We start from the raw sequence: 21,718 nt of genomic DNA, 5'->3' as shown, positions 1-21,718 counted from the left end.
GATTAAAAAGCCGATAATACACTTATCGGCTTTTTTATTTTTAAAGGTTAAGCTGAAGCAAATATTTTATTTCTCACTGTTTGTTGCTCTTCTTTTCTATTTGGCACAGTGTCTTTTACTTTTAAGAAAATACAAGGTATACCCATCGCAGCCATAAACCAGAACATATTTATTTCAGAATGATGCATTAACCATCCGCAAAATACAGATACAAGCGCTAATACAAAACCTGCAGGAATGGCATGGTATAATGACTGTAAAGAAACATAATTATGTTTTCGATTTTCTTCCACATAACGAACCGAAGATAAAATCGTACCAGAGAACGTAATACCATGTAGAATCTGACAGAATATAAGCACATATATATCATTTGTCGCTGCGGTTAATCCCCAACGCACCACAACAGCAATTGCAGCAAGTCTAAATAATGTTGATACTTTCCAATTAGCGAACGCTTTACGACTAATTAAGTAAAAAACGATCACAGAAATTGTCGATAGGCTCCATAAATAACCAATCGTATCAGAGTTTAGCCCCTGTTCTTTCCAGTAGACGGTACTGAAGAAATAATAACCACCATGGCTTCCCTCTAACAAAGAAGCGACCAATAAAAATAATAGTGTCTCTTTACAACATAAGACTTTGAAAATATTCTTTCTTTTTTGCTCATCATGGTGGCATACCATAGGTACTGCTGGCTTCATTAGCGTACCTAGTAATGTTGCACCCAAGCCAATAGCTCCCATGATTGGTACAGAACTGACACCAAAGTTCTGAACAACCCATCCCATACAAGCTGACGCAACCGTTAATGCAACCGCTCCCCATAAGCGAGTGTAGCCATAATCGAGTCGATCATCTCGAGCATAGTGATTTGATATCGCATCCGAAATCGCTACCGCAGGACCAATTGCTAAATTAAATAACACGAGTAGTAATGCAAGTACCCAAAATGTTGGCGTAATCGTACCTATCCAGATAAACGCAATAAAGCCGAGCAAGCTTAAAAACATTGACCAACGAAGGAACGGTATGAGATGCCCAACCTTGTGAAATAAAGGTGTTAATGTAAAGTTGATCACACAGCGAGCGGCAAGTCCAAAACCGATCAGCATCCCGATATCGGCATCTGAAATCCCTAATTTTTCTAACCATAATCCTCTAAAGGGTAAATACACCCCATACGAGAACCAGAACATAAATTGATACGTGGACATCCATACTGATGGTCGACAATTAAGCATTCGTACGATTACTCCTTTCAATGTTTGAGTAACAGTAACGAAAATAGTTATCATTAACAATTTGAAGAAATACCAAAAAATAATTAAAAACAGCCACATCACATGACTGCTTTTAGAATAAACTGAAAAATATTTTGATTTATTCCTTTAATTTCTGATGTTTTCTTAAAACAGATGTTGCGAAAATGTAAAATAATCTATCTTTATAAATGTGCGTCTATATTACGACTTCTATAAATAAGATAAAAAGGGAGATGAGCATGTCTTTAATCCTATCCATTAAGCGGTTTTTGTTTGTGGTTTTAGTTGTAACTCCCCTCGTTTCATCAGCCGATGAAATGACACCGAAACAACAATTTGAGATCGGGAAACAAAAAGCCCTTGTTTGTATGACATGCCATGGTGTCGATGGTATTTCAGCAACGGATACCTATCCCAACTTACAAGGCCAAAAGCAGCAATATTTGGTCGCTGCACTTAAAGCATACAAACAGAATCAACGTGTTGATGGTTTAGCGATATTAATGCAGGGTTATGCTAAAGATTTAAGTGATCAAGATATGAAGGATCTCGCGTATTACTTTAGTACCGTAAAAACAGATACCAGCCATCAATCACAATAAACGGCATTACTTGCTAAGGTTATGACGATGGATACTCAGTATAATTATAAAATCGTTAAGTACTTTATGATCGCGAGTGTTAGTTGGGCGTTCATAGCTATGTTAATTGGTGTTATTTTAGCTGCGCAACTTTATTGGCCTGCCCTTAACCTCGATTCTGAATACTTTCAATTTGGTCGTCTCCGTCCATTGCATACTAATGGCGTCATTTTTGGCTTTGTCGTCAATCTTTTAATGGGAACGTCCTTTTATATTGTTCAACGCACCTGTAAAACACCGCTATATAATAACACTGCTGCTTGGTCTGTCTTTTGGGGTTGGCAATTTATCCTTCTTCTTGCCCTTATTACCCTGCCATTAGGTTTTACTACCTCAAAAGAGTACGCCGAACTTGAATGGCCAATTGATGTCTTAATTGCTGTTATCTGGGTGATGTACGCCATTGTGTTTTTTATGACAGTCGCCAAACGTACCGTTCATCATATCTTTGTTGCTAACTGGTTTTACGGCGCGTTTATTATTGTTATTGCGATGATTTTTATTGCTAACAATCTCGAATTGCCCGTCACGATGTGGAAATCTTACTCTATTTACTCAGGGGCTGAAGATGCTATCGTGCAATGGTGGTGGGGACATAATGCGGTTGGTTTCTTATTAACCGCTGGCATCATTGGTATGAACTACTATTTCATTCCCAAAATTGCCGAGCGCCCTATTTACTCTTATCGCTTATCTGTTATTCACTTTTGGGGCTTAGTCGGCTTTTATACTTGGGCTGGTACGCACCATCTTATTTATTCTTCTGTGCCAGATTGGTTACAAAATCTCGGCATTGTGATGTCGTTAATTTTATGGCTTCCCTCATGGGGTGGCGCGTTTAATAGCATCATGACCTTGCTCAATAATAAGCAGAAACTTAAGCACGATTACATTATGTGGTTTTTCTTCTCTGCCATTGTTTACTACGCGCTAGCGACTTTTGAAGGGCCATTATTAGCCATTCGTTGGTTTAATATGATTGCACATAATACCGATTGGATCATCGGTCATGTGCATTCAGGAGCCCTAGGTTGGGTTGGCATGTCTGCCATTGCCGTATTTTATTACTTTATTCCTCGTTTATATGGTCACGAGCAATTGTGGTCAAATCGTTTAGTTAAATGGCATTTCTGGTTTGCGCATATTGGGATAGTACTTTATGCCGTTGCACTGTGGATAGCTGGAATTGGACAAGGCTATATGTGGCTAAAAGAAGATGCTAATGGCTCTCTTAGCTATAGTTTTGTCGAAGCGATGAACTTCAGTGCACCGTGGATGTTAGTTCGCTTTATCGGTGGTGCGTTGTTTGTGTTAGGTATAATTTTAATGATTTATAACCTATACAGAACGCTAAAACAGCCAAAACCTAGATCAGTTAAGCATCAAAATGCAGCAACAGAAAAGGTAGATACTCATGATTAATAAAGATTTTACCTCATCTGTAGTGATCCTTATTGTTGCAACAACTTTGGTTGCTGCCTTTTCATTCTTAGTATGGGTACTTCCTGCTTTTTTTTACCAAGATAAGTTAATTGCTGAATCAAGCGCGAAACCATTAACCGCATTAGAAGTTGCTGGGCGTGATATTTATATCAGTGAAGGTTGCCATACTTGTCATACCATGATGGTACGTCCATTAAATGCAGAAATTAAACGTTATGGACGATATAGCCGAGAAAGTGATGATATTTATGAACATCCCAATTTATGGGGTTCAAAACGTACTGGACCTGATCTCACTAATTTAGGTCGAAAATATTCTGATCAATGGCACATCATTCACCTAAGAAACCCTCGTGATGTTGTACCAACTTCGATTATGCCCTCTTATCCTTGGCTCTTTGAACAAGTACTTGATGGTGAAGATATTGATGCAAAACTAATTGCATTACGTACGCTTGGTGTTCCTTACACTGATAAGGAAATTAAACAGGCACGATTAGAAGTAAAAGGTAAAACCAAGGCACAGGCATTAATCGCCTATCTACAAAGTCTGGGACAAGATCAAGGAGTACGACCATGAGTACTTTTTGGAGTGGTTGGGTCATTATCCTAACCCTTATTTTTCTCGCAATTATGATCGTCGTTGTTGCGTACTACTGGAAGAAAAACAGTGCAGCCAACGCTAATCGAACCGTCGATAGCTTTGATGGTATCGATGAAAACGATGCCGCCGTACCAAACCTTTTACTTCTTTCTTATCTTCTCGCTTTCATTATCGCTGCCGTTTTTTTGGTGCTCTATCCTGGCATGGGAAACTGGCAAGGACTCATGAAGTGGCAATCAAGTAGTGAAGCGGCTTCAACCTCTACTACTTCATTAGCCAAACAAATTAGCCAAGTACCTAATAGTGATACATCATTTCAAGCATTAAGTACCTCGCCTGAAATTGTGGTCGCTGGGCGTGCTTTATTTCAAACCCATTGTGCGGCTTGTCATTTAAATCAAGCACAAGGTCAGCTTCATTTCCCTAATTTAAGTGATACCGTTTGGCTTTATGGTGGTAGTGATGAGGCGATCCATCATTCGATTGTTAAAGGTCGTAACGGAGTCATGGCTGGTTGGAAAGATATTCTGACTGAAGAAGAAATTGAGAATGTTTCATATTATGTCGCTTCACTTGAAAAAAATCGCATTATCTCAGAGCCAGCGGTCAAGCTTGAACTCGGTAAAACCGTATTTGATGCTAACTGTACGGCTTGTCATGGCAGTAATGCAAAAGGTAATACTGCGATTGGTGCGCCAAATCTAACCGATAATATCTGGCTTCACGATGGCAGCGTTGAAGGTATTATTTCAACGGTAAAATATGGCTTGAACAATCTCATGCCTGCTTTTGAAGAGCAACTCAGCGATAGCGAAATTCAAGCATTAGGGGCTTATATTCGCCACCAAGGAAATAGACAAAACGAGAAACTCGCAGCACTTGATCCGGATATGGTTAGTAAAGGGCAATACCTTGCTTATGCAGGAGATTGTATTGCTTGTCACACTGGTGAAGGTGGCGAACCATTTGGTGGCGGTTTAGGATTTTTAACGCCATTTGGCACGCTTTATTCTACCAATATTTCAGCACATCCAACCTATGGTATTGGGGATTACACCTACGATGAATTTTATGATGCGCTACATAAAGGTAAAGGCAAACATGGCTACCTATATCCAGCGATGCCCTACTCGTCTTATCAATATGTGACAGATGAAGACACCCAAGCACTTTGGGCTTACATGCAATCGCTTAATTTTGTGAATACTCGTAATGAAGAAAACAAGATGATGTTCCCAAGTAATATCCGGTTAGGACTACTTGGTTGGAATATTGCCTTTCTTAATACCGACCCTTTGCAATACCCAGCAGATGCCACCGAACAATGGAAACGGGGTAAATATTTAACCATGGGGTTAGGCCATTGTTCGGAATGTCATACTCCACGTAACGTTGCACAAGCCTTGATAGAAAAAGAGCTATTCCAAGGTAATTTGATTGATGGCTGGAAAGCCCCAAATATTACCGCAACAGAGCTATATCAAGATCGTTGGGATGTAAAAACACTAACCGACTTTTTAAAAACGGGTCATTCAGATAAAGGAACCGCATTTGGTGGTATGGCGGAAGTGGTACAAAACAGTACCCGTTTCTTGACAGAACAAGACGTCGCAGCCATTGCGGAATACTTGATCACTGGCGATAAATATAACGAGTTAGATAGCTCGGTTCCTCAGCTTAACCCACCAGGCTTTGGTGACTTGGTGCCAGCCAATGTTGATATTCAAACCGTTGAGCTAAAACCGTTAAGTAGCAACGATCCTGAAAACGAAGCCAAACTATATGGTGTGTATGTGCAAACCTGTGGTGCATGCCATGGTAAAGACGGTAAAGGTAGGAAAGGGATCGCCCCTACGCTGCTTAACAACGGGATAATTATGCACAGTGATCCTTACGATACGATTGCCGTTACCATTCGTGGTTTATCGCCAAACTTCATGGAACAAGACAGTAACTTTATGCCTATGAGTAGCTTTAACTCGGTGCTCAGTGATGCCAACCTTGCGAAATTAATTAGCTTTGTCCGCGATAAGTTAGGTGATAGAACTGTACCTGTTACACCACAAGAAGTAGCAGAGGTAAGAAAAGATTTAATTAAAGGTGGCTATGCTGGGAATATACACTCCATGACAACACCAGAACAAAATCAGCCCAATAGCATAACAGAATGAGCGATTATCTAAATGGAATATATCGCTACTAATTGGTTAACATGCCATCAACAGTAACAATATTTACAATTAATATGCATTTTCTGTCTGCTTTTTATTGCCTAAGCAAAATTAATAGGTATCATCAAATTTCAATCCTTTGAGTAGAGGCGCGCTGCCTAAAAGTATCCGGATGGAGGGTGACACCTTTGAAGTCTGGGGAAAGGAGTCGGCGCCGAAGTGTTTGTTGTGTCGTCAACAATCGCTGGGTCTGCATTAAATAAGTGCAGAACTGCCATAGTTATTTTGTCTATGGAGCGCTACCCTAAGGGATACGAAGAAGTATTTTTTCTCCTGAAATCTGTTTCTCTATCCTTTCGGTAGATCTCCACCTAATATAGGTGTTTAAGAGATCCATGAATCTAGTTCAATATTCTGACTCCCTGCTATCTGTTGTACCACCCTTACTGGCGGTTGTTTTAGCAATCACTACACGACGTGTATTGTTATCACTTGGCCTTGGTATTGTTGCAGGCGCAATCCTTCTTAATGATTACAGCCCTTTAGCGGCGCTTCAATATATCGTAAATAAAGTTGTAGGCCTTGTTTGGGCAGACGGTGCTGTAAATAGCGGTAACGTTAATATGATCATCTTTATGCTTTTGCTCGGTGGTTTGATCAGCTTAATGACGGCAACAGGTGCCACTAAAGCATTTGCTGAATGGGGTGTTCGTCGCTGTAAAGATCGCCGTAGCGCAAATATGCTAACGGGTTTAATGGTTTTTGCTTTCTTTATTGATGACTTTTTCCATAGCTTATCTGTGGGGCCTATTTGTCGCCCAGTAACAGATCGCTTCAATATCTCACGTGCAAAGCTTGCTTATTTACTTGATTCAACGGCTGCACCTGTTTGTGTTATCACGCCAATTTCTTCTTGGGGTGCTTACATTATTGCTATTCTTAGCGGTATTTTAGTAACAAACCATATTACCGATATCAGTGCTATTTCATTGTTTGTTCAAATGATCCCAATGAACTTATACGCCGTGTTTACGCTATTAATGGTTATCGTTGTTATTTTCTTCCAACTTAACATTGGTCCAATGCGTCAACACGAAGCATGGGCAGAAGAAGGTAAGCTATGGGATGAATCTAAAGGCCACCCTAAAGGTTTAGAGATCACGACTGAGTCTGAAGGCCAAGGTACTATGATTGATATGGTATTGCCTATTCTGACACTGACAGTCTCAAGCGTTATCTTTATGATCATCAGTGGTGCTGAAGTATTAAGCGCAAAAGGCGAGGCTTTTAGCTTAATTGCTTCTTTAGAGCATACCGATCTAGGTGCTTCATTGGTTAATGCATCTTTATGTAGCCTAGCTGTTTCTATTCTTCTAGCTTTACGTTTAAAGCTGCCACGTAAGACTTGGTTAACTGCGGCACCTCAAGGTGTACAAGCGATGATCCCTGCAATCATTATTCTACTTTTTGCATGGACGATCGGTACTGTTGTGAGTGATATGTCTACAGGCCAATACCTAGCCTCTTTAACAAAAGGGGGGTTCCCAACGGAATTACTACCAGCATTAGTCTTCATCCTTTCATGTGCAATGTCATTTGCGACAGGTACAAGCTGGGGCACGTTCGGTATTATGTTGCCACTTGCTGGTGATATGGCGGTAGCAAGTGATGCTCACCTATTAATGCCGATGTTATCTGCAGTACTTGCAGGTTCGGTATTTGGTGATCACAGCTCACCTATTTCAAGCACAAGTATCTTGTCTGCAACAGGTGCAGGTAGTCACCATATGGATCACGTTATGACTCAGCTTCCTTATGCTATTACTGTCGCTTTTGGCGCACTATTAGGTTATTTGGCAATGGGTATCTTATCTTCAACAATTGCGGGTATTGCAGTAAGCTCTGTTTGGTTCCTTGCATGTTGTACGATTCACCTACGTCGTCATAAGAAACAACTGCAAGCGGTAACAGCATAAATAAATACATTAATATTAGATCATAAAATCTAATAATCCCCGTTCGTTTTAATACGCATTTGCTTTATGCTAAGTATTAGACAACGGGGATTTTTTTGTATAAAAGCTAGGAAATAGAATGGAATACTTACATACCATGGTACGAGTGAGCAACTTAGATGCTTCACTGGATTTTTACTGTAACAAGCTTGGTTTGGTAGAAATTCGACGAAAAGAAAGCGAACGTGGACGTTTTACTCTCGTATTTTTAGCTGCACCTAATCAGGCAGAAACGGCAAAAGAAACACAATCGCCTTTATTAGAACTAACTTATAACTGGGATCCAGAATCGTACACTGGTGGCCGTAATTTTGGTCACCTCGCTTTTGCCGTCGATAATATTTACGATTTATGTGCTCATTTACAAAATAATGGTGTTGTCATTAATCGCCCACCCCGTGATGGACATATGGCATTTGTTCGTTCACCTGATGGCATTTCGATTGAACTGCTACAAAAAGGTGACGCACTAGAACCCGCTGAACCTTGGGCTTCGATGCAAAACCAAGGTGAATGGTAAGAAATAGCTTTTGTTTGTCGGTATTATTTTATTCGATAATACCGACAGTTATAGAGCCTTTAAAGCACAATAATGCCAAGTTGACTTAGTAATTGCTCTTGTTGCCAGTCGCAAATTTTTACACCGTTCAAATTCACACGTCGAATATCAACCCCCTCTAAATCCACATGACAAAGATCTGCGTCTTCTACAACGCATTGACCCCACTGTTCAGAGGAAAACTCACCGCGACTTAAGTCAGATCCTTTAAACGATGTTGCCAACAAATTAGCCCCATTCCATCGGTTTTCAAACAGTTCGCACTGCTCTAATTTTATGTCTTCGAAATTGCTATAACGTAAATTGCAGCCAGTGATAAATGCCGAGCAAAAGAAAGTGTTATGGGTAATATAATTTGCAAAAGAAGCATATTGAAAATCAACGCCTTGGAGATTAGATTGTCGCATTTCTATGCCAAAACACTGCGCATTACGAAAACTAGCCATTGACAAATTACACTGCTTAAAACTCGCATCTTTGAGCTTTGAATAGGAAAAATCACAGCCTTTGTCATCCCCCACATCAATAAAATTACAGTTGATAAAACTCGCTTCAACTAAATTTGCACGTGAGAAATCACAACGATAAAACTGACAACTTTCAAAAATAGCTTCGGACAATTCTTGTTTAGAAAAGCTTTCATCTTGATAGCACTGACCTACAACATGCATACATTATCTCTTCTATTACTCTGCGACTGATCAAAAAAAAGCGCAATTACTGATTGCTCAATAATAGCGCTTTCTCAATCTATTAGAACTTATTATTTAATTACTTATGAACATCACAATTCGAAGCTACTGATGATACTTGTTTTACATCTTTAACATCATAAGTATTCTGTAGGCTATGGAAAACAGTCGCATTGTAGTAATCACCATTTTCAATACTAAATGTAATTGAGTAGTTCATACCTGCAACCACTTGCTGTGTTACATGATAGATTTCACCGAGCTGATGCTCACCAGGGATTGCTTTAACGGCGTCTTTTGCTGCTTGTTCCACTTCAGGTGTTATGTCACCTTGTGCCCAACCACCAACGATTGCGTGAGAAAAATTACAACTTTCTTGCATATTCGCCTCATTCGAAGTTACGTCTTTTGCAGAATTACATGCAACTAATGTAACTGAGCTTAAAGCAATGAGTAAAACTTTCTTATTCATCATCAAATCCTAATTCACATTTTCTGCATATATATCAACAGAAAACATGATTAAGTGCAAATATACTTTATTCGAACGGTGATTTATTGCTATAAGTAATGATATAAAGCAATTATATTTGCATTTTTATATGACATACTTGCGATAAGATTGCTGATTAATATCTTCAATCTCGACTGTGACGCAAATATCATTCTGAAACATTGCTGCCACTTGGTGCAAGATGACTTCCGATAGATTATCTTTTTGCTTTGGATCTCTACCTGGAAGTACCCTTACGGTAATATGAACGAAAGGCTTTTCGGTTGTCCCTGTACGATATAACTCATAAGGTATGGCACGGGTTTTTATATCTTCTTCATCAAAAAGCCCTGAACTAAACGTCGCGTAATGCGTTGTTGCCATTAATTCATTTAAATTAATCTCTGTTTCAAGATCTTTGGCATATTCAATAATGCAATGCGGCACAGCTTATCTCCTGTATATGAATAGCTTATTTAATGACACTAGCATATATAAATAAGAGAACTCTTAGTTTGATCAGCTTTTTGATAATAAATACATTTAATATCTGAGTTCTTTTGCTTTCTGTGATTCCTGTACAAAAATAGCTCTTTTCTGTTACGTTAAATCACTGAGCATAACAATTAAAATGTTAGTACTTTTTCCGCCTTTAGTGTCCAACTTGCTAAATCATCTAACGAGCCTATTTCACAATCTTCAATGAGCAATGACTCAGACAGCCCTCGCGCACAACAACAGGTTTTACACAATTTGACCTTGCTTCCTTGTGCAATAAGGATTTCAAGCATTTGTTGAATATCATAGCCTTCTACCGGATTTTGCTGTTTCATCGCGCACATCACAGCATCAGACATTAAAAACAATTTGAGACTTACAGGTTGTTCTTCCTGTTCATTAAGTTTAATGGCTAAGCGTAATGCATTAAAAGGACGCTCAGAGCCATAAGGAGCGTCATTGATAACGATTAAAATAGTTTGCATTTAATACCCATCTAAAAAATAAAATCAATTGCCTTTATTGTCACACAAAATGAGATTAAATATATAAAAACCCCAAACACTACTGATCAATAATAGCAATAGTCAATTAATATCACAGTTCACATTTCTAATGTCTTTACGTCACTGTACGTCTACAAAACATTCAGTTAGTACACATTATTATCTCAAATTCACGTTATATGCATATTCTACTATTCTCAACTCGAATAATTTGGCACATTACCGCCTCAGTTGATTTAACACGTTTATTCATAGCAGCTGAAGTGTACTTAACCTCTAGAATGAGAACATAAAATGAGTCATCGTCTTCAACTAACCGATGCACCATCGGTCCTATTTTTATTTGGTCTTTCTGGTGCCGGTAAATCTTTTGTCGGTGATGTCATTGGTGCTCATGACGATTGGTTTGTTTACCATGCAGATGACGATTTAACTGATGAAATGCGTGAAGTTATTGCTGCGAACAAGCCTTTTACGGATGAAATGAGAGATGATTTTTTTATTCGTATCAGTCAAAAAGTTAATCACTTCCGGACTCTTTATCCCCGTGTAGTGGTTACACAAGGTGCTTATAAAAAACAACACCGTGATTTCCTACGTCAAAGTATCACAGACATAGATATGATTTATGTCACTGCAACGGACTCGTTAATTCACCAACGTTTAGAGTATCGTATCAATGGTATTTCTAACGAAAGTGCAGACGCTATAAAGCATATTTTTGAAACACCTGATGATACTGTAAAAACAATTTTTAATTGTGAAGGCAAGGCTTCTATCATTGCGCAATTAAACCGTTTTTATAACAATATGCAATAAAAACATGATAGATAAGATCATTAAATTTTATGTTTATAAATTTAACCTTGATGCTACCTTGTTACTTTTATAACTTCCTTGAAATATTTACCCGTCACGTTTCTCATTATTTCCCCTTAACTATATGAACACTTTAGCATAGACTTATACATTGTATGTCTATGGATTCATATTAAGGTGTCTGTGTGAATGGGTTAAAACAGTATCTTCTTGCCATTTTAGTACCATTAGTTGCTATGGTGACTATTTTAAGTCTCTATTTTTACCAGAAAGACAGTGTTCAGCTTGCAGAACATATCAAAGAAAATGAACTGCGCCAGTTAGATTCTCTTATACAAATTAGTTACTTACATCTAAACACTATCACTGAAGATTTAAACCGTCTCACTTATCAATTACAGCAAGAACCTCTTCATGAACCATTACGGGTCTTGGAAAAGGCAAATGTACTAAAACAATTTAAGAGCATCCTTATTACCTCAGAGCTCTATGACTCCATTCGATTAATTGACTATAAAAACAGCCAAGTTCTTCTCCTGGACAAGGTGAAAGATGGCTTTCATATTGATTACAGTAAAGTCATTGAAGAACCACAAGAATTAAAAAATATAGATCATACATTTTCTCTTAATAATAAAATAAGTTACATTTATAAACATCAAAATAAAGTATCATTTTATCAACATTTAAAATTAGAACACAGCAATTGGGTTGTGCAGCTAAGTTACCACCAAATCCCTGTTAGTAATATTGCAAGCAATAAAGAGCGTACAAATTTTATTATTAACAATGATGCAAAATGGATCACACAGCCATACTTAAACAAATCACTGACCCCATCAAGAGATGATAATACAAGTTCTGATGACGTACTTTTCTCTGTTACCTATCCTTATTTATGGAACGCTGTAAAACGATTAAACAAAGGACAAACGATCATTGGTGACTATCTCTACACCTATACCCCACTGATATTTAAAGATAAAAAATTAAATAAAAATATAGATAAAAACACATCTGAGTGGGTGTTAATTTCCTCACTAAATTTTGATAAAGAACTGAACAATCTGTATTTTTCTAATTTTACACGAATACGTTTAACCGCCATTTATATTACGTTTTTTATTTTAATTATTAGCTCAGCAATGTTGATACGACGATTAATTAAGAATCGTAAAAATGAACAGATATTACGTAAGCAACGAGATCAAAATATAAAAAGATATACGGCGGTTATTAAAAATAGCGAAGATGGTATTGTAGCACTCAATAAAAATAGAGAAATTACAGCGATTAATGACGCTGCTTTTAAAATACTTAATATTCATTCTCGCGCTTTACAAAAACCATTAATAGGTCTCTTCTATTCAAAACAAATTCAAGATGAACTCACAACCTTACTTAATACTATTGATCAATTACCTAACACAGAGCATTTAAAGACTCATATAAAACTTAAATATAAACGTTCAAAACACCTTGAAGTTATTGCAACTAAGCAAGTTGATAATGTTGAAGATAACATTTTACTTCATATTGCTGATATAACTTATTGGGTTAATCGTGAGAAGAAATTACAAGCCTTATCTCGCGCAGCAGAACAAAGCGCAGAATCCGTTATCATTACCGATAAAAATGGCTTTATTCAGTATGTAAATACGGCTTATGTAAAAATGAGTAACAAGCCTTTAAATCAGCTTATTGGTAGCCACAGCTCAATTTGTATTAATGACTATATCGATAATAAGCATGAACAAGATGAACTCATTAGCAAATTAGTCTCAGGACAATCCATTCGCCATGTTATTACCAAAAAAACGGATAACGATATAATTTATATGGATTATACCATTTCACCTATTCGCGGTGATGATGGCAATATTTGTAACTACATAGCAACAAGCAAAGACATAACAGACAGAGTCAGTTATGAAAATAGATTACACCGTCTTGCACACTATGATGCATTAACCCAGTTACCTAATAGAACAATGTTTACTCAAGATATTGCACACAGCATGCAAGAAGCAATTCGACATAAGGCTCAAATTGCTATCATCGTGATCGATTTAGAATTAACAAAACAGCTTCATGAATCCATGAGTAATGAAGACATTGAAAAAATCCTTTTAATTGTCTCAAAACGGATAAAATCTAATTTACGAGAGACAGATGTTTTAGCCCGTATTGATACTAATGAATTTGGCATTTTAATCAGATCATTTCACGATTTACAAACAATCACGCAAGTGGCTGAACGATTACTACAAAATACTAATGCGCCGTTATCTATCGATAGCCAAGTACTTTCTATCTCAACTAACATTGGTATTGCATTAAGCTCAGACACCGAATCAGACCCAAAGCTGATACAAAAATACGCTCATATGGCCTTATATCGCGCTAAAGGATTATCCGGTAGCAACTACTGCTATTTCACTGAATCGATGGAAGCGGAAAACATTCAGCGTTTAATACTTGAGTCTGACCTTCGGAAATCCGTTGGTAGTGAACAATATGAATACTTCTATCAACCTAAGGTGAATGCCAATACACACACACTGTGCGGTGTTGAAGCCCTACTACGTTGGAAAAACAGCAAAGGAGAATACCGTTCACCTATTGATGTTATCCCTGTTTTAGAATCATCCGAGCTTATTATCGATGCTGGGCGTTACCTGATAAATCAAGCATGCCTTCAATTAAAATCTTGGCAAGACAAAGAGTATTACTTTGATATTGCAATCAATATTTCTGCAAGACAGTTATTAGAAGCCGACTTAGTAGAAACAATAACACAAGCGATTAACAATACGGGTTGTAACCCTCATTTTCTCGAACTTGAATTAACAGAAAGCGTGCTCATGTGTGATGTTAATTTTGCTTTAAAACAGCTTAAATCTTTACGTAAACTAGGCATTAAAATCGCTATTGATGATTTCGGAACTGGTTACTCTTCCCTCGCTTATCTTTCGCGCTTTCCTATAAACATTCTAAAAGTCGATAGAGAATTCATCAAAGATCTGCCTTTTAACAAAGACAGTATTACGATTTGTCGTTCTATCATAGAACTTGCTCATAATTTAAATTTAACAATTGTCGCTGAAGGTGTTGAAACAGAAGTTCAACTTAAGTTCTTAGAATCTCTCGGCGTGGAAGAATTACAAGGCTTTTATTTTGATAAACCATTACCATTATCCGATTTTGAGAGGAAATATTTAAACACAAATGAAATAAGGTCAACTTTAAGTTGAAAACAAGGTTCTCATCATTCTTAATGTGTCTTATTATTATGGTAATGAAATTGTTATGTAGGATGCTTTGATGAGCTTTGATGACCACTTAAATAACTTTATCAAGCAGCGCGATCAATTTGGTGGCACAGCCCAACAACGGCAGCAGAAACGTAATAGCTATGTCGTTGTCGATGCAACGGATCAAAGTAAAGCCCGTGAGTCGATGGCTCGTGAACAAGAATTAGCTGCAAAACGTGCTGAATTTGAAACCAAACAACACCATGAACGCGTGAGTGGGCGTTGTGTTTTACCAGATGAAGCACAAACATTGGAAAACAATAAATTACAAGCAAGACCGGCAGATCCTAGTCGTATCGCATATATACAGCAGCTTAAAAAAGATCTAAAACTCAAAAAATACAGTAACTGATTTTATCTTCATTCATCAAAAGGAAGCTATCGCAATAGCTTCCTTTTTTATTGTAAATAACCAAATAAAATTACAATAAGTTTTAATCACAATAAATAGAACACAAAAAACAAGCACAAATTACAGCATTGAATACTCTTAAAGTGTAAATCGCTCAATTTTTTTAATTTTTTATCCAAATAAATCAAAAAACATCTGTGCAAAAAACAACCAATCTTATATTGTGAGAAATTTCCGTTTTTTTTCAATTGCATTCATAATAACTAAAATTTCATTTTAACCTTCGTATTACAGTGCACATTTCGTTATAAATATGACTCAACTTACTGATTTAGGCAAAAACAATAAGATAAGCATATGTTTTATAATAAAAATTAAATTTAAAAGATGACATTTATGTAATTTTTATTTGCAGTTTTAACCTTCGAAAAATAACAACCGTCAACGCATAAAAATAAAACAATTCAATAACATCAAGAGCACCAGAAAGTAACTTCATTTACTTTTTAAAGTAGGTATATTCGATATTTTATACAATATCACCACTTAAAGCTTAATTGACTACTACATTATAATTTGAATAGCAATATGGTAAGAATACCTTTTAAACGTTAAAATTAGCGTCAAAGAAGTACAATAGAAGATTATCGATGAACACAACTATTCAAATTAATGAGCTCGAATCATTGCTCATAGCAATAATCGTGCTTTTTCTAGGTTACTTTATTAATAGTAAAGTTGCGATTTTAAGAAAGTATAACATTCCAGAGCCGATTGTTGGTGGCTTGGTTGTTGCTGTTATTATAACAATCTTTCATTTCCAAGGGTTTGATATTAGCTTCAAGCTAAGTATGAAAAATGCATTAATGGAAATGTTCTTCGCAACAGTTGGCCTTGCTGCTAGCTATAAACTCTTAGCGAAAGGTGGATCACGTGTCTTCTTATTCCTAGCCTTAGCAACGGTATTTATTGTTATTCAAAATGCTGTTGGCGTTGGCTTAAGTAAGCTACTTGGTCTAGATCCATTACTGGGTCTTGTTGTTGGCTCGATTACATTATCAGGCGGTCATGGTACAGGCGCCGCTTGGGCACAAACCTTCTCGACTGACTATGGCTTAAATACGCTTGAATTATCGATGGCATGTGCAACATTTGGGTTAGTCATGGGGGGTATTATTGGCGGACCTGTCGCACAGCGTCTTATTAATAAATACAACCTAAAATCAGATTTTGGTGAAAGTGGTAATCACCATATTGATCACCCTGATCTTGTAACATACAGCGACAAAGAAGAAGATCGTATTACCTCAAAGAATACAATTGAAGTGTTATTTATTCTTCTTGTCTGTGTTGCTGGTGCATCACATGCTAAAGAGTTTGTTGATAGCTTTGGTATTAGCGCACTTCGGATTCCTGAATTTGTTTACGCACTTTTCATTGGTGTCTTCATTACTAACTTTTGTGAAGGCACTAAGTGCTACAAAATCAATAAGGAAACCGTTGATGCTTTAGGTACTATCTCGTTATCCCTATTCCTTGCAATGGCCTTGATGAGCCTGCATTTATGGGAATTAATGGATCTCGCATTACCTATGTTGGTGATTCTTATCGTACAGACCATCGTGCTCGCGCTATTTGCTTACTTCGTAACTTTCCGCGTAATGGGTAAAAATTACGATGCCGCAATTATTGCTGGCGGCCACTGTGGCTTTGGTATGGGTGCAACACCAACAGCTGTAATGAACATGGGGGCACTTGTATCTCGAAATGGGCCATCACCACAGGCATTTATGGTTGTACCTATTGTTGGTGCTTTCTTTATTGATATTACTAACCTACTTGTACTACAGGGCTATATAAGTTTCCTTGGTCACTAATAGTAATCACACTTCATAGTTCATAAAGGGGAAAGAGATGCACTCTTTCCCCTTTTGTTATTCCTTTTGAAACACTCAATAACGCCACAAATAAATAACACCCCTATTACATTCACCTCTCAATTAAAACGCTATTCAAATTCAGTTACACTCTAACTTTCATACTTTCAGCTCATTTGTAACAAACAATTTCTAGCCAATTTTAAATTTAAATAATCTTGATAAGATTCGCGCACTTTAAAAAACCCATTTAGATATAACATTATCTTTGTTGGCAAAGTGATCTGCTGACATCGCCTTAATTGAGAAAAGTATGAAAAAATTTGATAGAGCAATGCAGATCTTACTTGCTGGATTCTGCATTAATTTGTGTATGGGTATTCTTTACGCATGGAGTGTTTTCAAAAAAGCACTTGTTGTTGATTTAGGCTGGTCAAATGCCGACGCTTCGCTACCTTATACGGTTGCCATTATTACCTTCTCATTATCATTATTGGTGGCAGGTATTCTGCAAGACCGTATGGGTCCACGTCGAGTACTCATCCTAGGTACAGTGATGGTTGGTCTAGGTATGATCATTTCAAGCTTTGCTACCACGCCTACGTTACTGATCGTAACATTCGGTATCTTAACAGGTAGTGGTATCGGTTTTGGCTACGCGTGTCTTAGCCCATCTGCAATGAAATGGTTCCACCCTTCGAAGAAAGGTCTAGTTAATGGCTTAATTGCAGCAGGCTTTGGTTTAGCAGCTGTATACTTAGCCCCGCTAACATCTTTCCTGATTAAAGAAGTTGGAATAAATACAAGTTTCTTAGTATTAGGTATTGCTGTACTTATTATTGCAGTGCCTCTTGCTTGTACCATTAACAATCCACCAGCAGGCTATACACCAGAAGTCCCTTCTGGCTACGATGTAAATAATAAATCAGGTAATGCTGCAGATCTAAACTGGCGTGCAATGCTAAAAACACCACAGTTTTACTCTCTTTGGGTAATGTATGCATTTGCTTCTGCATCAGGTTTGATGATCATTGGTAACATCACCTCTATTGCAGCAACACAAGCAAATATCGCAGATGCTGCATATTTAGTTGTAATTTTAGCAATATTCAACTCTGGTGGCCGTGTAGTTGCAGGTATCCTATCTGACAAGATCGGTGGCATTAAAACCCTCATGATTGCCTTTATTATGCAAGCAATCAACATGGTAATGTTCGCAACGTTTAAGTCTGATTTTACGTTAATTATTGGTGCAGCCGTTGCAGGTATTGGTTACGGAACACTGCTTGCAGTATTCCCATCAATCATTGCTGATTTCTATGGTTTGAAAAACTATGGTGCAAACTATGGTGTACTTTATACCGCTTGGGGTGTGAGTGGTTTCATTGGCCCTGTCGTAGCGGCGTTCGCTGTTGATACTACAGGTACTTACACACTGGCATATACCGTGTGTTCTATCATGCTTGGTGTCGCGGTTGTGCTTTCTTTTGTGACTAAAAAAGTAGATTCAGTCGCACTGGCAGCAAAAGCGACAAACGCATAACGAACTAAAATATAAGTAAGAAAGACTCAATTTTTATTGAGTCTTTCTTTATAAGACGATATTCCCCAACTCGCAAAAAATTCAAAACACTAATTCGAATAACACAAAAAATTCAGACTTAAATACTTAATGCATCAACTAAATATGATATTTAAGTTTAAGCTACGACAAAATACCAAACAATTTAACTACAAAGCAGCACTCCCACCAAACCGCATAAAAAATCATAATTATGCAAATTGAACATCTTTGAAGATATCAAGATGCAACTTAACCTCTGCGCACACCAACTTAAAACACCCGTTTAAATAAGGCCACGGCGCAATAATCACGCCAATATACTCATTATTTTCAATCCCTAACCTCACACTATTCAAAGCACCCAGCATGAATAATTAGTCACATATGGTAATGATTATTATTTTATTCTAATTTTCATCTTGTTAGCTTTTCGTGATCTATATCTTTTCGTTCACTAGACCTTTTATTTTCTCTTCCTATAATTAACAACTGTTAACATGTTGTTAAAATTATTAACGATCTATTTTTAATTTCACATCAAGACCAACAAAGGAAGGTACAAATGGCTAATAAATTATCAGTGGTATTTGCGGCGTTAGCCTCTTCAACTGCCCTTTTTGCTGCAAACGCCAATGCTGAAACTACGTTAGACAAAGTGATGAAACAAGGTTATGTCCAATGTGGCGTAAGTGCTGGTCTACCTGGCTTTTCAAACCCTAATGCAAAAGGTCAATGGGAAGGCCTTGATGTAGAATTCTGTCAAGCTATTGCGGCAGCAACTATTGGCGATAAATCGAAAGTTAAATACATCCCACTGACAGCAAAAGAGCGTTTCACTGCACTACAGTCTGGTGAAATTGATGTTTTATCGCGAAATACTACATGGACACTCCACCGTGATACCTCTTTAGGCCTCAACTTTACCGGTATTAACTATTACGACGGTCAAGGCTTTATGGTTAAAAAAGACATGGGCATAAAAAGCGCTAAAGAATTAGATGGTGCGGCAGTTTGTGTCCAATCAGGAACGACTACGGAGCTAAACCTTGCTGATTACTTCCGTGTTAATGGTATGACTTATAAGCCAGTTGTATTTGATACAGCACCTCAAACATCTAAAGGCTTTGATTCTGGTCGTTGTGACGTATTAACAACGGATCAATCTGGTCTATATGCTCTGCGTTTAAACTTAAAAGATCCTAATTCAGCTGTTGTACTACCAGAAATTATTTCTAAAGAGCCTTTAGGCCCTGTAGTCCGTCAAGGTGATGACCAATGGTTCAACGTCGTTCGCTGGACGCTCTTCACTATGATCAATGCTGAAGAATTCAATGTAACTTCTGCTAACATTGATAAATTAGCGAAAGAATCAAAAGATCCAAATATCCGTCGTCTTATTGGCTTAGATGGACCAAAAGGTAAAGGCTTAGGACTTAAAGATGATTGGGGCTACCAGATTATCAAACAAGTAGGTAACTACGGTGAGAGCTTTGAGCGTACTGTCGGTGAAGGCTCACCACTTAAAATTAAACGTGGTTTAAACGCGCTTTGGACGAACGGTGGTATCCAATACGCACCACCAATTCGTTAATCACACGCATAGATATTTATTGAAAGAAACATAGTACAACGTAGCACTATATAGGGATTCGGCAACGGGTCCCTACTTTTACATCTCAATAGGAACTGAGGTTGTTGTATGGCTCCTACACCACATACATCGGATGTATCGAATCCAAAGTCCAAACAGAACATTTTTTATAACCCAACTTTCAGAGCGGTTATTTTTCAACTTATTGCTGTTATTGGGCTAGTGTTCTTTTTTTACTCCATCGTAAATAATGCCCTTACCAATTTAGAATCACGAGGTATCTCGACAGGATTTGACTTTCTTAACCAAGAAGCAGGATTTGGTATTGGCTTAACACTGATTGATTACGATGAAACTTACACTTATGGGCGAACCTTTGTTATTGGATTACTAAATACTGCGTTAGTTGCAGGATTAGGTATTATCCTTGCCACAATTATTGGCTTTATCATGGGCATTGCTCGACTCTCTTCAAATTGGTTAATCAGCCGTTTAGCTGCTGTTTATATTGAAGTCTTTCGTAATATTCCTTTATTACTGCAAATCTTTTTTTGGTACTTTGCAGTACTCCAGGCACTTCCCTCTCCTCGACAAAGTATCAGCTTAGGCGAAGCTATATTTTTAAATATTCGCGGACTATCAATTCCTAGCCCTATCTATGGCTCGGGCTCTGAAATTGTTGGATGGTGTTTAGCCATTGCTGTTGTTATTTCTTTGTTCTTTTATCAATATGCTAAGAAAAAACAACAACAAACAGGTCAACAACTTCCCGTACTATTAACCGTAACAGGATTAGTTTTAGGCTTGCCGTTAATCGCCTTTTTTGTCACAGGTATGCCCATTGATTTGGAATATCCAGAACTTAAAGGTTTTAACTTTAAAGGTGGAATAACCATCCTTCCTGAACTTGCAGCCCTTTTACTGGCACTAAGCATCTATACCGCTTCATTTATTGCTGAAATTGTTCGTTCAGGTATCAATGCTGTTAGTCATGGTCAAACCGAAGCCGCTGAAGCGTTAGGGTTATCGAGAAATAAAACCTTACGCCTTGTCGTTGTACCGCAAGCACTGCGTATTATTATTCCGCCGCTCACCAGCCAATATTTAAATTTAACCAAAAACTCATCGCTTGCGATGGCCATTGGCTATCCCGATCTTATTTCTGTCTTTGCAGGAACAACCTTAAACCAAACAGGTCAAGCTATTGAAATCATAGCAATGACTATGGCTGTCTATCTCACATTAAGCCTATTCACCTCTTTGGTGATGAATATCTATAACAAGAAAGTCGCGTTGGTAGAGAGGTAATCA

At 37.6% G+C, this 21,718-nt stretch carries 18 protein-coding genes and 1 riboswitch; of the genes, 13 read left to right on the top strand and 5 right to left on the bottom strand.

Translation table 11 applies throughout. The features are described from left to right. Positions 1–47: 47 nt before the first annotated feature. On the bottom strand, positions 48–1,247 hold the full coding sequence (locus tag C9J40_RS11570; RefSeq protein ID WP_107246921.1) for a 3-phenylpropionate MFS transporter: 1,200 nt from the start codon (positions 1,245–1,247) through the stop codon (positions 48–50). Between the two features lie 260 nt (positions 1,248–1,507). On the opposite strand from C9J40_RS11570, the gene C9J40_RS11565 reads away from it, so the two are divergent. The 6 genes from C9J40_RS11565 (at position 1,508) to C9J40_RS11540 (ending at position 8,662) form a co-directional block, all read left to right on the top strand. Then, positions 1,508–1,870 (top strand): cytochrome c, encoded by a 363-nt coding sequence (locus C9J40_RS11565; protein WP_107246920.1) that lies wholly within the window; start codon positions 1,508–1,510, stop codon positions 1,868–1,870. Between the two features lie 27 nt (positions 1,871–1,897). Then, positions 1,898–3,331, top strand: coding sequence for a cytochrome-c oxidase, cbb3-type subunit I (gene ccoN / locus C9J40_RS11560; RefSeq protein WP_107246918.1), 1,434 nt, complete (start codon positions 1,898–1,900; stop codon positions 3,329–3,331). Continuing rightward, positions 3,324–3,932: a cytochrome-c oxidase, cbb3-type subunit II gene (gene ccoO, locus C9J40_RS11555; protein WP_105060024.1), complete on the top strand. Its 609-nt coding sequence runs from the start codon at positions 3,324–3,326 to the stop codon at positions 3,930–3,932. The genes ccoN and ccoO overlap by 8 nt, the downstream gene beginning before the upstream one ends. Next, positions 3,929–6,127, top strand: coding sequence for a cytochrome-c oxidase, cbb3-type subunit III (ccoP, locus tag C9J40_RS11550; protein ID WP_107246917.1), 2,199 nt, complete (start codon positions 3,929–3,931; stop codon positions 6,125–6,127). Before ccoO ends, ccoP begins: the two co-directional genes overlap by 4 nt. A gap of 136 nt (positions 6,128–6,263) precedes the next feature. Further along, a riboswitch (Lysine riboswitch) is annotated at positions 6,264–6,437 on the top strand. 85 nt (positions 6,438–6,522) lie between these two features. Further along, positions 6,523–8,103, top strand: a complete 1,581-nt coding sequence (locus tag C9J40_RS11545; RefSeq protein WP_107246915.1) for a Na+/H+ antiporter NhaC family protein — start codon at positions 6,523–6,525, stop codon at positions 8,101–8,103. A gap of 118 nt (positions 8,104–8,221) precedes the next feature. Next, entirely contained in the window at positions 8,222–8,662 is a 441-nt protein-coding gene (locus tag C9J40_RS11540) for a VOC family protein (RefSeq protein WP_107206377.1), read from the top strand. Positions 8,663–8,721: 59 nt separating this feature from the next. Here C9J40_RS11540 and C9J40_RS11535 read toward each other — a convergent pair whose 3' ends face one another. The 4 genes from C9J40_RS11535 to C9J40_RS11520 all read right to left on the bottom strand — a co-directional run bounded on the left by C9J40_RS11535 (position 8,722) and on the right by C9J40_RS11520 (position 10,869). Beyond that, positions 8,722–9,372: a Qnr family pentapeptide repeat protein gene (locus C9J40_RS11535; protein WP_107246914.1), complete on the bottom strand. Its 651-nt coding sequence runs from the start codon at positions 9,370–9,372 to the stop codon at positions 8,722–8,724. A 100-nt stretch (positions 9,373–9,472) separates the two neighbouring features. Then, positions 9,473–9,865 (bottom strand): cystatin domain-containing protein, encoded by a 393-nt coding sequence (locus C9J40_RS11530; RefSeq protein WP_107246912.1) that lies wholly within the window; start codon positions 9,863–9,865, stop codon positions 9,473–9,475. 126 nt (positions 9,866–9,991) lie between these two features. Then, the gene (locus tag C9J40_RS11525) at positions 9,992–10,333 is read right to left on the bottom strand and encodes a 5-carboxymethyl-2-hydroxymuconate Delta-isomerase (protein WP_006645414.1); all 342 of its coding nucleotides are present in this window, start codon (positions 10,331–10,333) and stop codon (positions 9,992–9,994) included. A 179-nt stretch (positions 10,334–10,512) separates the two neighbouring features. Beyond that, positions 10,513–10,869: a DsrE/DsrF/TusD sulfur relay family protein gene (locus tag C9J40_RS11520; protein ID WP_107206374.1), complete on the bottom strand. Its 357-nt coding sequence runs from the start codon at positions 10,867–10,869 to the stop codon at positions 10,513–10,515. A gap of 315 nt (positions 10,870–11,184) precedes the next feature. Here C9J40_RS11520 and C9J40_RS11515 point away from each other — a divergent pair, with 315 nt between their 5' ends. The 7 genes from C9J40_RS11515 (at position 11,185) to C9J40_RS11485 (ending at position 21,715) form a co-directional block, all read left to right on the top strand. Further along, positions 11,185–11,709, top strand: a complete 525-nt coding sequence (locus C9J40_RS11515; RefSeq protein ID WP_107206373.1) for a hypothetical protein — start codon at positions 11,185–11,187, stop codon at positions 11,707–11,709. A 185-nt stretch (positions 11,710–11,894) separates the two neighbouring features. Beyond that, positions 11,895–14,963, top strand: a complete 3,069-nt coding sequence (locus tag C9J40_RS11510) for an EAL domain-containing protein (RefSeq protein ID WP_107246911.1) — start codon at positions 11,895–11,897, stop codon at positions 14,961–14,963. Between the two features lie 70 nt (positions 14,964–15,033). After that, positions 15,034–15,375, top strand: coding sequence for a hypothetical protein (locus C9J40_RS11505; protein WP_107206371.1), 342 nt, complete (start codon positions 15,034–15,036; stop codon positions 15,373–15,375). Positions 15,376–16,025: 650 nt separating this feature from the next. Further along, complete coding sequence (gltS, locus tag C9J40_RS11500) at positions 16,026–17,252, top strand: sodium/glutamate symporter (RefSeq protein WP_107246909.1); 1,227 nt, start codon at positions 16,026–16,028, stop codon at positions 17,250–17,252. 313 nt (positions 17,253–17,565) lie between these two features. After that, a complete protein-coding gene (locus tag C9J40_RS11495) occupies positions 17,566–18,795 on the top strand; it encodes an OFA family MFS transporter (RefSeq protein WP_107206369.1) in 1,230 nt (409 codons plus the stop codon). A gap of 583 nt (positions 18,796–19,378) precedes the next feature. Continuing rightward, entirely contained in the window at positions 19,379–20,407 is a 1,029-nt protein-coding gene (locus tag C9J40_RS11490) for an amino acid ABC transporter substrate-binding protein (protein WP_107206368.1), read from the top strand. A gap of 108 nt (positions 20,408–20,515) precedes the next feature. Then, positions 20,516–21,715 carry an amino acid ABC transporter permease gene (locus C9J40_RS11485; protein ID WP_107206367.1) on the top strand — a complete coding sequence of 400 codons (1,200 nt, stop codon included), beginning with the start codon at positions 20,516–20,518 and terminating at the stop codon, positions 21,713–21,715. The last annotated feature ends 3 nt before the right edge of the window (positions 21,716–21,718 follow it).

Origin of the sequence: Photobacterium sp. GB-72, assembly GCF_003026095.1 — a bacterium.
Taxonomy (GTDB): Bacteria; Pseudomonadota; Gammaproteobacteria; order Enterobacterales; family Vibrionaceae; genus Photobacterium.
This window is presented reverse-complemented; position numbering and strand designations above follow the sequence as displayed.